The sequence below is a fragment of the Ruegeria sp. HKCCD4315 genome (assembly GCF_013112245.1).
In the GTDB taxonomy this organism is placed as follows: Bacteria; Pseudomonadota; Alphaproteobacteria; order Rhodobacterales; family Rhodobacteraceae; genus Ruegeria.
Map to the genome: position 1 here is coordinate 2,252,609 of NZ_WVRN01000001.1, position 15,162 is coordinate 2,267,770.

Sequence of the window (15,162 nt, forward strand, 5' to 3'; positions counted from 1 at the left end):
GATTTATGCGACGGGCAATCGTCGTTCCACAAGCTCGGCAAACCAACTGCAGCCGGCGGGAATGGCGTCGTCATCAAAATTATATTCGGGGTGATGGCACATGGCCGTATCCCCGTTCCCGATAAAGATGTAAGCTCCGGGCCGTTCTTCAAGCATATAGGCAAAATCTTCGGACGGCATGATCGGGTCCGTGCTGTCGTTGACCTTACCCGCGACAGCTTGGGCTGCCTCGGCTGCGTATGTTGTTTCGGCATCCGAGTTCACGGTCACAGGGTAACCAGACTCCCAAACTACCTCTGCCGTGGCTCCAAAGGCCGACGCCGTATCCTCGGCGATCCGGCGCACCCGGTCTTCCGCGATTGCGCGGTATTCAGGATCCAGCGTCCGAACTGTTCCCTGCAAACGTACGGTGTGCGCAATCACGTTTGACGCCACACTGTCCGTTTCGAAAGTTCCAACTGTCAAGACAACGCGCTTGATCGGGTCAACCGTGCGCGACACCACGGATTGCAACGAAACAACGATATGCGAGGCAACCAGCGTCGTGTCCACCGCGTCATGAGGTGCGGCAGCGTGCCCGCCTTTGCCGGTTACGGTAATTTTGAACTCGTCAGATGAAGCCAGCAGCGCACCCGGTCGAATGGCAAACTCACCCACAGGAAGACCGGGCATGTTGTGCATGCCATAAACTTCCTGAATGCCCCAGCGGTCCATCAACCCGTCCTGACACATGGCCAGTCCACCTGCGCCACCTTCTTCGGCTGGCTGAAAGATCAGAACCACAGTGCCGTCGAAATTGCGTGTCTCGGCCAGATATTGCGCTGCCCCCAGCAGCATCGAGGTGTGACCGTCATGACCGCAGGCGTGCATCTTACCTGAAACGGTTGAGGCATAGTCCAGCCCTGTCGCCTCTTCAATCGGCAGCGCATCCATATCCGCCCGCAGGCCAATGACACGCCCCTGCGTATCCGTGCGCCCTTTGATCACTCCAACAACACCAGTTTTGCCAATCCCCGGAGTAATCTCGTCTACGCCAAATTCTTTCAGACGGTCCGCAACAAATGCTGCGGTTTCGTGAACGTCATACATGAGCTCAGGATGTGCATGTAGATAACGGCGCCACTTGGTAATCTCGCCATGCATTTCCGCAAGTCTGTTTTTTACCGGCATCTCAAAACCTCCCCTTCGGCTGCGATTACCGCTTTACGTCGGATCAGGTGCCCAGCTTTTCAACCAAGCGCTGCATGAACTTTTGCCCAGCTTCGAACTGAGCGACCGAAATGAACTCATTCGGCTGATGGGCCTGCGCAATATCGCCGGGGCCGCAAATCACCGCCGAATATCCAGCTTCCTGAAACTGCCCCGCCTCGGTTCCATAGCTGACAACATGGCTGGCATTGTCGCCCGTCAACGCGCGCACCAGAGTTTCCGCTTCACCATCCTGTTCAGGCACGAGTCCCGGGATAGAAAAGTTTTCGGAAAGTTCGATACGGGCCTCGGGGTGCACTTGCTGCATACGGGCCTCAATCGCGCGGACCTGCTGAAAATAAGCATCCTGCCATTGCGCCTTGGATTCATCCGGCACGGTTCGGAAATCCATCATGAACTTGCAGTCCTTGGCGGTAATATTGTGCGCTGTGCCACCTTCAATCATGCCAACATGGCAGGTCGTCCATGGCGGATCGAAAACGGCGGCAACCGGGCTGGGGTCCGCCGCCATATTTGCTGCGTTCTGCCGGTTCGCCCAATCGATCAGAGGCGCGGCCTCCATAATCGCGTTGACGCCTGTGTGCATGATCGAGCTATGAACTTCGAATCCCGTGATGTGGGTATCAAAGCCGAAACCACCTTTGTGCCCTGTCACGGCCTGCATCATGGATGGTTCACCCACGATCACGGCGGATCCTTTGGGCAGAACTTCCTGCATCGCCTGGATCATAGGCGGCGCACCAGTGCAGCCGACCTCTTCATCAAAGCTGAGCGCAAGCTGCAATGGCCGTTTGACCCCGGCGTGATGCGCTTCGACAAGGGCCCAAATGGCCAAAGCATCGAAGCCCTTCATGTCGCACGTGCCCCGCCCAAAATACTTGCCGTCTTTCTCGGTCACGCGAAACGGGTCCGTATCCCACGGCTGACCATCCACCGGCACGACGTCAGTGTGACCAGACAGAACCACTGCGCCTTCTTCAAATGGACCAACATGCGCAAAGATCGCAGCCTTGTGCGGTTGATCCGGGTCGGGCCAGCGATGCGGTTTAATCCCGTGACCTAGCAAATACTCCTCAACCCAATCCACCAGTGGCAGATTGGTTTCGCGGCTTACGGTTGGAAAAGAGATCAGCTTGGTCATGATCTCAAGCGGCGTCAGGCGATTTGCCATTGGTATTAGTATCCGCTGTCCGTCGTCAGGATGAAGTGACCCGGCTCAACCTCTTGATATTGCGAAGGTTCCGGCGTGTGGCCCACAGGATGAATCGGAGACGGAATCGGCTTGAAGTTCAGGTCTTTTTCGGACTTCCGCTTGTTGGGGTCCGCGATCGGAACCGCCTTCATCAGCGCCTGCGTATAGGCATGCTGGGGGTTTTCGAAGACCCGGGCGCGTGGGCCAAGCTCGACGATGCGACCCAGATACATGACCCCGACATAATGGCTGACCCGTTCAACCACTGCCATATCATGGCTGATGAACAGATAGGACAGGCCCAGCTCGGATTGCAGTTCCATCATCAGGTTCAGCACCTGTGCCTGCACCGACACGTCGAGGGCCGAAACGGCTTCATCCGCGATGATCAGCTTTGGGTTAAGGGCCAAGGCCCGGGCAATGGCGATCCGTTGACGCTGACCACCTGACATTTCATGCGGGAAACGGCGCATGAAACTGCGGGGCAGCTGCACCTTGTCGAACAGCTGTGCGACGCGGTCTTGCAGCTCTGATCCAGTCGCAACCCCGTAGTTGCGCATCGGTTCAGCCACCTGATCCACCAACTGCATTTGCGGGTTCAGCGACGCGAAGGGATCCTGAAAGATCATCTGCATGTCCAACCGCGCCTTGCGCAGACCGGCAGGGTCAAGCTTCATGATATCGACGCCGTCCAGATTGACCTCACCCGCCATGGGCTCGACCAGCCGCAGGATCGAGCGTCCGGCCGAGGATTTGCCGCACCCGGATTCACCCACAAGGCTGAGGGTCTGGCCCTTGTTCAGCGTGAATGAGACGTCTTCAACTGCATGGACGTTCGAAATCGTGCGCCGCAACAACCCGCCTTTGACCGGAAAACGCGTCGTCAGATTCTTGACGGTCAGCAGAACATCTTCGGTGCCGGGGATGGGGGCAATATTCTGCCCCTCCACCCCCAACAGCTTCATGGGCTCGGGTGCGGATTTACCCCGCATCTCACCCAGTTTTGGCACCGCGGCCAGAAGGGCCTTGGTATAGTCGTGCTGCGGGTTCTCGAAGATTTCCTTGACGGTACCCTCTTCGACCTTGTTGCCGCGGAACATAACCACCACGCGGTCAGCCATCTGTGCAACCACTGCCATATCGTGGGTGATGAACATCACTGCTGTGCCGGTTTCCCGCTTGAGACGGTCCATCAGAGCCAAAATCTCGGCCTGAATGGTCACATCCAAAGCCGTGGTGGGTTCATCCGCGATCAACAGGCGCGGTTCGCACGCCATGGCCATCGCGATGACCACACGCTGGCGCATCCCACCGGACAGCTCGTGCGGGTATTGCTTAAGGCGGCGTTCCGGTTCCGGAATGCGAACCTGACGCAGCAGTTCCAATGCCCTTTCTTCAGCCTGCGCTTTCGACATTTCCTTGTGGATGCGCAGCCCTTCGGTCAACTGGCGGCCGACAGTAAACACCGGGTTCAGGGCGGTCATCGGCTCCTGAAAGATCATCCCGATCTCGTTTCCGCGAATCTGTTTCATCAGATCCTGGTCGGCATTGGAAAGGTCCATCTCTTCGCCATCGCGGCGATCGAACAGCAGTTCGCCGCCCGCAATCTCGCCCCCGCCAAACTCGACCAACCGCATCAGAGACAGCGATGACACCGACTTTCCAGAGCCCGATTCACCAACGATACAAACGGTTTCGCCCGGATTGACCTCGAACGAGACGTCTTCGACGCCGACGACAGGGCCGTCCTTGGTCTGAAATTCCACCCGCAGTTTTTTGATTTGTGCAATAGGCTGATCCAGCACGCGCACGCTCCCCTGACGTTGTCATTTTTGTTCTGAGTGCCGAACGCTACGGCGGGCTACCGGGAAAAGTCAAACGCAATACACATTTTCGCGACGGCACCACTTGCATTTTTTGCAAGTTCTGTTTCGATACCCCACGTAACTGCTTTGGGGAGAGCGCGCGCTGAAAAACGTTAGCGCTATTATCTTTATCGATCAAAACCTTGCCCCAAAGCGGCAACGCCAAGTCCGCAGGCCATGCGGAAATAATCGAGACACAAACGTGTCCAATTCGGGAGTAAATTATGAAAATCAAAACCCTTTTGCTTGGTGCGATTGCAAGCACGGCAATGGCTCCGATGGCCTTTGCCGAGCGTGGATCGGACGGCAACGTCAGCATCATTTATTGGCAAGCTCCGTCGATCCTGAACCCGTTCCTGTCGGGTGGTACGAAAGATGTGGAATCAGCCTCGTTGGTGATCGAACCGCTGGCGCGCTATGACCAAGACGGCAACATGGTTCCTTTCCTGGCCTCTGAAATCCCGACTGTTGAGAACGGCGGTGTCAGCGAAGACCTGACCTCGATCACTTGGAAAATCGCACCTGGAATCACCTGGTCGGATGGCACCCCATTCACCTCGGCAGACGTGAAATTCACTGCTGATTACTGCATGCACCCCGAAGGCGGCTGTGCGCAGGTCACAAAGTTTGAAGGCGTCACCTCGGTCGAGGCTTTGGACGACCTGACTGTTAAGGTCACTTTTGACGCGCCCACCCCGTTCCCGTACGGACCCTTCGTAGGTGGTGAAAGCCCAATTATTCAAGCGGCTCAGTTCGCCGATTGCCTGGGCGCGAAGGCTCCTGAGTGCACCGATCAGAACTTCAACCCGATCGGGACCGGCCCGTTTGTCGTGACCGAGTTCAAGCCGAACGACGTGATCACCTTCAAAGCCAATGACAACTATCGTGATCCGGCCAAACCCGCCTTCGCGACCGTAACCTTCAAAGGTGGCGGCGACGCAACCGCTGCCGGTCGTGCCGTTATGGAGACAGGCGAGTTTGACTATGCCTGGAACCTACAACTGGCGCCTGAAGTGATTGCTCAGATGCAGGAAGGCGGCAAAGGTACTCCGGTTGCAGGCTTTGGTCCGCTGGTCGAGCGCATCATGCTGAACCAGACCAACCCGTCACCGGACCTGCCGGAAGGCGAGCGTTCGACGGCCAAACATCCGCACCCGTTCCTGCAAGACCCTGCGGTCTACAAGGCCCTGTCCATGGCAATCGACCGCCCGCTGCTGGTTGAGATCGGCTATGGCCAGGCGGGTAAAGTGACCTGTAACTGGGTTCCGGCTCCTGCTGCGTTCAACTCGACTTCAATGACTTGCGACACGCAGGATATCGAAGGCGCGAAGAAACTGCTGGATGACGCTGGCATCGTTGACTCCGATGGCGACGGCGTTCGCGAAAAAGACGGCGTTCCGCTGAAGATTGTCTATCAGACATCGACCAACGCCGTTCGTCAGGACTTCCAGGCGCTGATCAAAGAATGGTGGAGCCAGATCGGTGTTGAAACCGAACTGCGCAACATCAACGCGTCGGTCTTCTTTGGTGGTGACCCGGGTTCGCCTGACACCTTCCAGAAGTTCTATGCTGACGTTGAAATGTACGCCAACACCTTCAACGGCACTGACCCGCAGTCTTACCTGGGCAACGGCCTGTGCGACAAAGCACCGAAGCCGGAAAGCCAGTGGCAGGGTGAAAACATCAGCCGCTTCTGCAACGAAGAGTTTGACAAGCTGCATGGTCAGCTGGCCGAAACTGCGGGTCTGGAAGCCCGCGCTGAGATTGCGAAGCAGCTGAACGACATCATGGTTCAGAACGGCGGCATGATCCCGCTGGTCCACCGTGGTCGTCTGTCGGCGCACGCAAACACGCTGGGTGGCGTTGTCCTGAACGTTTGGGACAGCGAGCTGTGGAACATTGCGGACTGGTACCGCAAGACCGGTTCCTAAGCATTAGTCTTGCAAAGCCGCGCCCCGACCCGTATCGGGGCGCGGTCATTTGCAGACCACTCCAACAAAAAGACGCATCAACAAAGGCGCCTTTGAATGCTCAACTTTACAATCAGACGACTGGTGCTGGCCGTACCCACGCTGCTGTTCATCAGCCTCGTCATTTTCCTGCTGCTCGAGCTTGCCCCCGGCGACCCGATGGCGCAGGTCCCGCTTACCGTCCCGCCCGAAGTCAAAGAGAAGATGCGCGAAGCGCTTGGCCTTGGCCAACCCATGCATATCCGGTTCTGGAAATGGATCGTGCAATTCTTCTGGATCGAACCGCAGGTTCTGATCGACCACATGTTTGGCACCACCTTTTCCGAAGGTGACCTGCGTGTGATTTCGTGGCAGACCCGCTCGCCCGTTATGGACATCGTCGTTCAACGTATCCCACAGACTCTGTGGGTTGTTGGCACCGCCTATGTGGTCGCCATTCTGATCGCCCTGCCCATCGGTATCTATTCCGCTTATCGCCAGTATTCTTGGTTCGACCAGATGGGCACCTTCGTGTCGATGGTCGGCTTTTCGGTCCCGCCCTTTTTCTCGGGCGTTCTGGTGATCGTGATCTTCTCGGTCCAGCTGGGTTGGTTCCCGTCGATCTATGACACCACCCATGTGGTCAACAGCTGGGACAGCTTTGTTGTACAGCTAAAACAGATGATCATGCCGGTCATGGTTCTGGCCTTGCAAATCACGGCACAGCTTTCACGCTTCATGCGCGCCTCGATGCTGGACAACCTCAATCAGGATTACGTCCGCACCGCCCGCGCCAAGGGGCTTAGCGAATACACCGTGGTTATGGTTCACGTCCTGCGCAACTCGATGATCCCGGTGGTCACTGTGATTGCGCTGGGTATCCCGGCCATCTTTGGCGGCGCTATCATCACCGAGCAGGTGTTTAAGGTGAATGGTATCGGCCAGTTGCTGATCGGCGCAATTCAGGCCAACGACTTGCCGATGGTGCAAACCCTGACCTTCATCTTCGCCGTGCTGATCGTGCTGTTCAACCTGATCGCCGATGTTCTGTACGGCATTCTGGACCCGAGGATTCGCTATGACTGATGCCGACAAATCAGACACGCTGATCCCGGATGAAGGACTAGCACCTGCTTCCACCGCGTTGCCAACCGCTGACGTGATGGAGGAACTGACCACCCCACCCCGCAGCCAATGGCGCGATGTGTGGGATCAGTTCAAAACCCATAAGGGCGCGATGATCGGTGCGATCCTGTTCATCTTCATTGTGGCTGGCGTCTACTTGGGGCCGTTACTATGGAGCATTGATCCAACGCAGATCGACATCCGTGCGCGCAATCAAGGGCCAAGCTGGGCACATCCGTTTGGAACCGACCAGTTGGGCCGGGACATTCTGGCGCGCATGATGTCAGGCGGGCAGACCTCGGTCTCTGTCGGTATTACGGCAATGCTTCTGGCGCTTTTCCTGGGGTCGTTTATCGGTGTCTTGGCCGGGTTCTTCAAACGGCTTGACGGACCGCTGATGCGCCTGACGGACCTGTTCCTGGCCCTGCCCCTGCTGCCCCTGCTGTTGGTCATGATGCTTCTGTTCCGCGAGCCATTATCGGCTGCCTTTGGGTTGGAGCGGGGCATCTTCATCCTGATTGTCTGCGCTATCGGCATCACCTCTTGGATGCCAACCGCCCGGATCGTGCGGGGCGACGTGCTGGCCATCAAGGAACGTGAATTCGTTCTGGCGGCGCGCTCTATCGGCACCAGCAACAGTCAGATCATCACACGGCATATTCTGCCCAACGTGCTGTCGCCGATCATGGTGTCCGCGACACTGGGGATTGCCACGGCGATCATCACCGAAAGCGCATTGTCCTTCCTTGGGCTGGGCTTCCCGCCTGATTTCCCGACCTGGGGTCGGCTGCTGTTCGACGGTGTCGACTACTTGCAGCAATACCCCGAGCGCGTGTTCTGGCCCGGACTGGCAATCTCGTTGACCGTGCTCAGCGTGAATTACCTGGGCGATGGTCTGCGCGACGCGCTGGATCCGCGCATTCGCGGACGTTAAGCAAATTCAGTCGGCGCGCCTTAGCGCGCCGGCCAATACAATGATCAGGACCGCCAACGGCAACAACACCGAGAATGCCAGACGCAGGCCAAACAATTCCGCTAAAAAGCCGATCAATGGCGGCCCGATCAACAGCCCCCCATATCCCAAAGTTGCAACACTGGCGATGGCCTGCCCCGGCGGCACATCTAGGTCACTTGCAGCCCGACTGAATGCCAGCGGCATTATAACGGCATAGCCTACCCCCATCAGGGCAAAGCCCGCCAAGGCAAGCTCTGGCGCCACCGCTGACACCACGCCAAACACGCCCAAAGCGGCACAGAGCCCACCGAACCGGGCCGTGGCAACCGGGCCGAAGCGCGTAATGACAAAAGCACCGGCAAGGCGAAACGCCACCATTGTAACGGAAAAGACGGCATATCCCAGGGCCGCAACGCTTTCAGTCGCATTCGTGATGTCACGCAAATAGATCGCGCTCCAATCTGCAACGGCACCTTCGCCCAATGCCCCGCACAATGCAGTAAACCCTACCAACACCAATATGCCGGACGGCAACGCAAAGACGGACCCTTGCTCCCCTTCCGAGCGTTTTGAAGTCCAGTGCACCCAAGACAAGGTCAGCGCAAAGCCCACAACAATCCCACCTGCCGTTAGGAAGTGCGCAAGAACGCTCAACCCCATCTGAACAGCAGCGTAGCCACTCAGCGCACCAAGACCCGCGCCAAGGCTCCACATCGCGTGGAAAGAAGACATCACAGGCTTGTCATATGCCTGTTCAACCTCTGCCGCCCAGGCATTCATCGCCACGTCCATGGAGCCATGGAAAGCACCAAAGATGAACAGAAAGACCGCCAGCCCCCAAAACCCCCCGGCAATGGCCAGCAGGATCAGCGACAGGGTGTAGAGCACCGCAATGACGCGGGTGATAGCAACAGCGCCGAACCGATCCGTAAGCCGCCCGGTGATGGGAAAAGAACATACAGCACCAGCCGCCATGAACAGCAACCCGTAGCCCAGTTCTTCATGAGACAGGCCCAACCGGTCGCGCACGGCAGGAATGCGCGAGGCCCATATCCCGAACAAAGCACCATTCAGAATGAACATGGCGGCAACAGCCCGCCATGCTGCACCTAAAGAAATCACAGGAAACCCTCGCGTAGCTCGCCAAACGCCTTTGTTCTACAGGTCTTTCCAAATTTGGCAATTGACCTTCAGCCAAGCCGCTTGCGGATCCGACGGATTGCGAACCATACTCCGGCCACAACGGGAACTGTAACCGCTGCCGTCAACATACCTTTGCTAATGCCCGAAGCCGTCAGCGGATACAGAAGATAGCTCACCAATGAAACCGCGTAGTAGCTGATGGCAACAACGGACAGCCCTTCGACAGTATGCTGCAGCCGCAAGGCCAGGTCCGCCCGACGGTCCATGCTTTCCAACAATGCCTGGTTCTGCGCACTGCGTTCCACATCCACCCTGGTTCGCAGCAACTCGCCCGCGCGGATAGCCCTGTCAGACAAAGCCTGAAGACGGCGTTCAGTGGATTTTACGGTACGAATCGCAGGGTCATAGCGCCGCATCATGAAATCGGCAAAGTTCTGACCGCCCTGGAACCGCTCTTCCCGCAACACTTCAATCCGTTGATTGACGATAGCTTCATAGGCACCCGTTGCCCCGAACCGGAACGAGCACCGGGCTGACAGAGTTTCAAGTTCAATCGACGTCGACAGCAGATCCTGCAAAAGCGAGTCGGGCTGAGCCGAGTTGTCGGTCATCTGTCCCATCAACCGGGTTAACTGCCCATCCAACTCTCCGATACGCGGCATCAACTGCTTAACGCGCGCAAAACCCAACATGGACATCGCCTTATAGGTTTCAATTTCGCACAAGCGCTGGACAATTCGCCCCGTTCGGCGGCGACCTGTTCCTTCGGCCACGAACAAAGCAAACCGCATATGGCCTGCCGGATCGATGCGAAAATCGCTGGCGCATACGGCGGCATCATCCAATACCCTGGCCACGGCCAGGCTTTCAGGCTCGAACCAGTCCAGCAATTTGGACTTAATCGCGTCGTCACTTTCGCGCTCTACGACACGAACCATCACAGATGTGACCCTTTGGCCCGGACTGGCCATCAACCAATCAAGAGGAAAAACTTCGAAATCGGCCGGGTTGAACGCACGGTCACTCACGTTCTGCGCGATTGCCGTGTAGGTGACAAACTCTGTGTGTTGCTCCCATTTTAGCCAATGCCGACCGATCTGACCGGCGTAATGCGTGGCATCAGGCTGAGGATGCTGCGCGCCATGGCGATCCAGAAGATTGATCAAATGGGCCAAATCCTGACTACGATCACGCGCAACCGCAGCCTCGGGTTTCTTGATTGCTAAAAAAACCACTGTGCATGGCATAGACGCAACCGGGAATGGTCGTGCGTGCAGTTCATTGGCCAGCGCATAGCGAAGGGGGTGGTCGTCAATCGGTGTCATTCAGGGCTCCGCCTCGTCACGCGCACTATACGACACATATCAGTTACATCAATTCTCTTTTTGTTTCATATACTTACAGGGATACTAAGGTATACAAGCCGGCTATCTCATTGATTTGGCTGCCACAGCTCGATGGGATTGCCCTCAGGATCGTGGATGCGCGCGAATTTCCCAACCTCGCTGTCCCAATCCGGATGCGTTTCAACGGCGATTCCAGCCGCCTCCAGTTGCCGAGTCATGGCCGCCAGATCATCGACACGGAAGTTGATCATCCATTGCTGATCTTCCCGCCCGAAATACTCGGTGTCCTGCGCAAACGGAGCAAAGACAGTATAGCCTTCGCGTTGTTTCCAAGGCACGGGATCGTAATGATCGACGCCCAGGTGTTCCGCGTACCACGCGCTCAAAGCTTTTGGATCGCGGGCGCGAAAAAACACGCCTCCTATGCCATTCACCTTCTGCATCACAAACCTCCTGACCAATCCATTTTACCACAATCCGCTGCTTCATCTGGCTAAAAATACCTTGGAGGTCAGGAGGCAAAGCCTCCTGCAATACAAAAAAAGAAAAGGGCGCCCGAAGGCGCCCTTTGCAATTGGATTAAGTCTTTTGATCAGTCGATCATGGGCAGCAGTTTATCGAGCGACTGTTTCGCGTCGCCATAGAACATGCGTGTGTTCTCTTTGAAGAACAGCGGGTTTTCGATACCTGAATAGCCGGTGCCCTGACCACGTTTCGACACAAACACCTGCTTCGCCTTCCAGCACTCAAGAACCGGCATCCCGGCGATGGGGCTGTTGGGATCTTCTTGTGCGGCCGGGTTCACGATGTCATTTGAACCGATCACGATGGCCACGTCTGTGTCGGGGAAATCGTCGTTGATCTCGTCCATTTCCAGCACGATGTCATAAGGCACCTTTGCCTCGGCCAACAGCACGTTCATGTGGCCAGGCAGACGACCTGCAACCGGGTGGATTGCAAAGCGCACCTCTTTGCCCTTGGCACGCAGCTTGCGAACAAGCTCGCTGACTGACTGCTGCGCCTGCGCCACGGCCATACCGTATCCTGGGATGATAATGACACTGTCCGCGTCATTCAGAGCAGCCGCAACGCCGTCCGCTTCAATGGCGATCTGTTCACCTTCAACGGCCATCTGTTCCCCCTGCGGGCCACCAAAGCCCCCAAGGATCACGCTGACAAAGTGACGGTTCATCGCCTTACACATGATGTAAGACAGGATCGCACCCGACGAGCCCACCAGCGCACCAACCACGATCAGCAGGTCGTTGCCCAGCGAGAAGCCTATCGCTGCCGCCGCCCAGCCCGAATAGCTGTTCAGCATCGACACAACCACCGGCATGTCGGCGCCACCGATGCCCATGATCAGGTGATAGCCGATGAACAACGCAGCCAGCGTCATCAGGAACAGCGGGAAGAACCCGCCGGTGCTGGTGTACCAGAACAGGCAGATTAGCGAGAGGCCCGCAGCAGCCGCGTTCAGCGCATGACCGCCGGGCAGTTTGGTCGCCGCGCTCGTCACTTTGCCCGCCAGCTTGCCATAAGCCACGACCGAGCCGGTAAAGGTGATCGCACCGATGAAGATGCCCAGGAACAGTTCCACATGCAGAATTGCCAGCTCCGCCGGGGTCTTCTTAGCGATCAGTTGCGCAAAGGACCCCAGACCGTCCAGTTCAACCTCTTTCGCGGCGTCGGCAATCGCAAAGACCTCGGCCACGTTCTGAACTTCAAAATGCGCGTTGAAGCCCACGAAGACCGCTGCTAAACCAACCAGCGAGTGCATCGCAGCCACAAGCTGCGGCATCTCGGTCATCTGGACGCGCTGCGCCACATATTGACCGATCAGACCGCCGCCGATGATCAGCAGCAGCGACAGCAGCCACAGGCCCGAGCCCGGACCCACAAGCGTAGCAAAGACCGCCAGCGCCATACCAACAATGCCGTACCAGACCGCACGCTTGGCGCTTTCCTGGTTCGACAACCCGCCCAAAGCGAGGATGAAAAGAACAGCCGCAACAACATAAGCGGCAGTGGTGAAGCCAAATTCCATGTGCCCGGCCTCCTTAAGATTTCTGGAACATGGCAAGCATGCGCCGTGTTACGAGGAAGCCGCCGAAGATGTTGATCCCGGCCATGAAGACAGACAGCGCCGCCAGCAGAATGACCAGGAAAGACCCCGATCCGATCTGCATCAAGGCCCCAACGATAATGATCGACGAGATCGCGTTGGTGATCGCCATCAGCGGTGTGTGCAGTGAATGCGCCACGCCCCAGATCACCTGGAAGCCCACAAACACGGCCAGCACAAACACGATGAAGTGCTGCATGAAGCTGGCCGGAGCAACCAGCCCCACCAGCAGCATGAGCGCGCCACCGACACCCAGCAGGGTGAATTGCTGCTTTGTTTGCGCCTTGAAGGCCGCAATCTCCTGCGCCTTTTTCTCTTCCGGGGTCAGTTCTTTGACTTCCGGCTTCTTCTGCGCCGCAATCGCCTGCACCTTGGGCGGCGGCGGCGGGAACGTGATCTCACCCTCATGGGTCACGGTTGCGCCGCGGATCACGTCATCTTCCATGTCATGGTTGATCTGACCGTCTTTTTCAGGCGTCAGGTCAGTCATCATGTGACGGATGTTGGTCGCATACAAAGAAGACGATTGCGCCGCCATCCGGCTGGGGAAGTCGGTATAGCCGATGATGGTCACGCCATTGTCGGTCACAACCTTCTCATCCGGCACGGTGCCTTCAACGTTGCCGCCCCGCTCGGCCGCGAGGTCAACGATGACCGAGCCCGGCTTCATCGCCTTGACCATATCCTCCAGCCACAGCTTGGGTGCCGGGCGGTTGGGGATCAGGGCGGTGGTGATGACGATGTCCATCTCGGGCGCCAGCTCTCGGAACTTGGCCAGCTGCGCGTTGCGGAACTCTTCGGACTGAACGCTGGCATAGCCGCCAGTGGCCGCGCCATCCTGCTGTTCTTCTTCAAAGTCCAGATAGACGAACTCGGCCCCCATGGATTCGACCTGTTCGGCCACTTCCGGGCGCACATCAAACGCATAGGTGATCGCGCCCAGAGACGTCGAGGTCCCGATGGCGGCAAGTCCAGCCACACCCGCGCCCACGATCAGCACCTTGGCAGGCGGTACTTTACCGGCGGCAGTCACCTGACCGGTGAAGAAGCGACCAAAGTTATTACCAGCTTCGATAACCGCGCGATAACCTGCGATATTGGCCATCGACGACAGCGCATCCATCTTCTGCGCACGGCTGATACGCGGCACCATCTCCATCGCGATCACATTCGCGCCCTTGGATTTGGCCAGCTCCATCCCGTCTTCATTGCCCGCCGGGTTAAAGAAGGAAATCAGCGTCTTGCCCTTGGTCAGACGCTTCATCTCGGTCTCAGTCGGGATACGCACCTTGGCGACGATGTCCGAACTCTTCCACAGGGACGCAGCCGTCTTCACGATTTCGACGCCCACGGCTTTATACGCCTCATCCGAGAAACCGGCGGCTGCACCTGCCCCTTTCTCAATCTGGCACTCATAGCCCAGTTTCTGCAACTGCACAGCAGAGTCCGGCGTCATCGCGACCCGGTTCTCGCCATCCAATATTTCTTTCGGTGTGCCTATCTTCACTGGCAGTCCCCCTAGAGTCTAAGGCCGAGCAGGTCCTCGGGTATGGTTTGTTAAGAAAAGATGTATCTTGCGTAATTTTATTTCGCAAGCGCAGCATCGGTTACGTAGTGTCATGAGCCGGCCCCTCTTACACCCACCGACGCGTTTTGCGCTCATAGCGTGCAAAATCCGCGCGGAAGGTGCGACGCAGGCGATCCTCTTCAGGCAAAATGAACCGACGTTCGAGCACCCAGACAAAGACGGGCACCAGCACCAGCGAAAGGACAGCATCAAACCGCAGGATCAGACCCGCCAGGATCAGCACATCACCCAGATAGATTGGGTTGCGGCTGCGTTTGTAAATTCCGGATTGCACCATCGCACTTGGTGTTTCATGCGGAATGACAGTGGTCTGATGTCGGCGGAATTCGACAACTGCCACAACCGCTAACAGGACGCCACCTCCGATCAAAACACCACTGATCAGGTCGGTCAGCCCGCCTTCAAGCGACAGGCCCAATCCCACGTACCGGCCCTGCAACCATGCCAACAGGACAAAGCCCGCAAGCCACACAGGGGGAACATCGATCCAGCGCATAGTTGGTCCTTTGTGGATGACGTAACGTAAAGATACGTGTCGTTTCTGGGCGCTGTCCTATCGTTTTCAGAACAGAATAGCAAAACCCCACGATGTCGCATCAGTGGACAGGTTAGTTTGGATAGGGTACGCCCGAGGACAAACAGCGACAGACAAACACAAAAAACGA

Annotated in this window: 12 protein-coding genes; 3 read left to right on the forward strand and 9 right to left on the reverse strand. The window is 57.3% G+C overall.

All coding sequences use genetic code 11. The features are described from left to right. Window positions 1-3: 3 nt before the first annotated feature. Genes GS646_RS11250 through GS646_RS11260 form a run of 3 tightly spaced genes read right to left on the reverse strand, consistent with a single transcriptional unit; the run spans window position 4 to window position 4,206 of the window. Window positions 4-1,170, reverse strand: coding sequence for a M20 aminoacylase family protein (locus GS646_RS11250; protein ID WP_171184905.1), 1,167 nt, complete (start codon window positions 1,168-1,170; stop codon window positions 4-6). A gap of 43 nt (window positions 1,171-1,213) precedes the next feature. After that, the gene (gene argE / locus GS646_RS11255; RefSeq protein WP_171184907.1) at window positions 1,214-2,380 is read right to left on the reverse strand and encodes an acetylornithine deacetylase; all 1,167 of its coding nucleotides are present in this window, start codon (window positions 2,378-2,380) and stop codon (window positions 1,214-1,216) included. Between the two features lie 5 nt (window positions 2,381-2,385). Beyond that, complete coding sequence (locus tag GS646_RS11260) at window positions 2,386-4,206, reverse strand: ABC transporter ATP-binding protein (RefSeq protein ID WP_171184909.1); 1,821 nt, start codon at window positions 4,204-4,206, stop codon at window positions 2,386-2,388. Window positions 4,207-4,490: 284 nt separating this feature from the next. Here GS646_RS11260 and GS646_RS11265 point away from each other — a divergent pair, with 284 nt between their 5' ends. The 3 genes from GS646_RS11265 to GS646_RS11275 all read left to right on the forward strand — a co-directional run bounded on the left by GS646_RS11265 (window position 4,491) and on the right by GS646_RS11275 (window position 8,274). Beyond that, window positions 4,491-6,197, forward strand: a complete 1,707-nt coding sequence (locus GS646_RS11265) for a peptide ABC transporter substrate-binding protein (protein ID WP_171184910.1) — start codon at window positions 4,491-4,493, stop codon at window positions 6,195-6,197. Between the two features lie 96 nt (window positions 6,198-6,293). Then, window positions 6,294-7,301, forward strand: a complete 1,008-nt coding sequence (locus GS646_RS11270) for an ABC transporter permease (protein ID WP_170375080.1) — start codon at window positions 6,294-6,296, stop codon at window positions 7,299-7,301. Beyond that, window positions 7,294-8,274 carry an ABC transporter permease gene (locus tag GS646_RS11275; RefSeq protein ID WP_171184912.1) on the forward strand — a complete coding sequence of 327 codons (981 nt, stop codon included), beginning with the start codon at window positions 7,294-7,296 and terminating at the stop codon, window positions 8,272-8,274. Before GS646_RS11270 ends, GS646_RS11275 begins: the two co-directional genes overlap by 8 nt. A 6-nt stretch (window positions 8,275-8,280) precedes the next feature. Here GS646_RS11275 and GS646_RS11280 read toward each other — a convergent pair whose 3' ends face one another. The 6 genes from GS646_RS11280 to GS646_RS11305 all read right to left on the reverse strand — a co-directional run bounded on the left by GS646_RS11280 (window position 8,281) and on the right by GS646_RS11305 (window position 14,993). Next, window positions 8,281-9,378 carry an MFS transporter gene (locus GS646_RS11280; protein WP_171184914.1) on the reverse strand — a complete coding sequence of 366 codons (1,098 nt, stop codon included), beginning with the start codon at window positions 9,376-9,378 and terminating at the stop codon, window positions 8,281-8,283. A gap of 107 nt (window positions 9,379-9,485) precedes the next feature. Beyond that, window positions 9,486-10,763 carry a DUF3422 family protein gene (locus GS646_RS11285; protein ID WP_171092224.1) on the reverse strand — a complete coding sequence of 426 codons (1,278 nt, stop codon included), beginning with the start codon at window positions 10,761-10,763 and terminating at the stop codon, window positions 9,486-9,488. 107 nt (window positions 10,764-10,870) lie between these two features. After that, window positions 10,871-11,227: a VOC family protein gene (locus GS646_RS11290; protein WP_171184916.1), complete on the reverse strand. Its 357-nt coding sequence runs from the start codon at window positions 11,225-11,227 to the stop codon at window positions 10,871-10,873. 149 nt (window positions 11,228-11,376) lie between these two features. Next, a complete protein-coding gene (locus GS646_RS11295; RefSeq protein WP_171184918.1) occupies window positions 11,377-12,831 on the reverse strand; it encodes an NAD(P)(+) transhydrogenase (Re/Si-specific) subunit beta in 1,455 nt (484 codons plus the stop codon). A 13-nt stretch (window positions 12,832-12,844) separates the two neighbouring features. Next, window positions 12,845-14,416: a Re/Si-specific NAD(P)(+) transhydrogenase subunit alpha gene (locus GS646_RS11300; RefSeq protein ID WP_171092230.1), complete on the reverse strand. Its 1,572-nt coding sequence runs from the start codon at window positions 14,414-14,416 to the stop codon at window positions 12,845-12,847. Window positions 14,417-14,543: 127 nt separating this feature from the next. Continuing rightward, window positions 14,544-14,993 carry an isoprenylcysteine carboxylmethyltransferase family protein gene (locus GS646_RS11305; RefSeq protein WP_171184920.1) on the reverse strand — a complete coding sequence of 150 codons (450 nt, stop codon included), beginning with the start codon at window positions 14,991-14,993 and terminating at the stop codon, window positions 14,544-14,546. Between the last annotated feature and the right edge of the window lie 169 nt (window positions 14,994-15,162).

Bases quoted from the DNA above. Each gene is read 5' to 3' on its own strand.
- GS646_RS11250 (WP_171184905.1), bottom strand. From the start codon at position 1,170: ATGCCGGTAAAAAACAGACTTGCGGAAATGCATGGCGAGATTACCAAG.
- argE (WP_171184907.1), bottom strand. From the start codon at position 2,380: ATGGCAAATCGCCTGACGCCGCTTGAGATCATGACCAAGCTGATCTCT.
- GS646_RS11265 (WP_171184910.1), top strand. From the start codon at position 4,491: ATGAAAATCAAAACCCTTTTGCTTGGTGCGATTGCAAGCACGGCAATG.
- GS646_RS11270 (WP_170375080.1), top strand. From the start codon at position 6,294: ATGCTCAACTTTACAATCAGACGACTGGTGCTGGCCGTACCCACGCTG.
- GS646_RS11275 (WP_171184912.1), top strand. From the start codon at position 7,294: ATGACTGATGCCGACAAATCAGACACGCTGATCCCGGATGAAGGACTA.
- GS646_RS11280 (WP_171184914.1), bottom strand. From the start codon at position 9,378: ATGTTCATTCTGAATGGTGCTTTGTTCGGGATATGGGCCTCGCGCATT.
- GS646_RS11285 (WP_171092224.1), bottom strand. From the start codon at position 10,763: ATGACACCGATTGACGACCACCCCCTTCGCTATGCGCTGGCCAATGAA.
- GS646_RS11290 (WP_171184916.1), bottom strand. From the start codon at position 11,227: ATGCAGAAGGTGAATGGCATAGGAGGCGTGTTTTTTCGCGCCCGCGAT.
- GS646_RS11295 (WP_171184918.1), bottom strand. From the start codon at position 12,831: ATGGAATTTGGCTTCACCACTGCCGCTTATGTTGTTGCGGCTGTTCTT.
- GS646_RS11305 (WP_171184920.1), bottom strand. From the start codon at position 14,993: ATGCGCTGGATCGATGTTCCCCCTGTGTGGCTTGCGGGCTTTGTCCTG.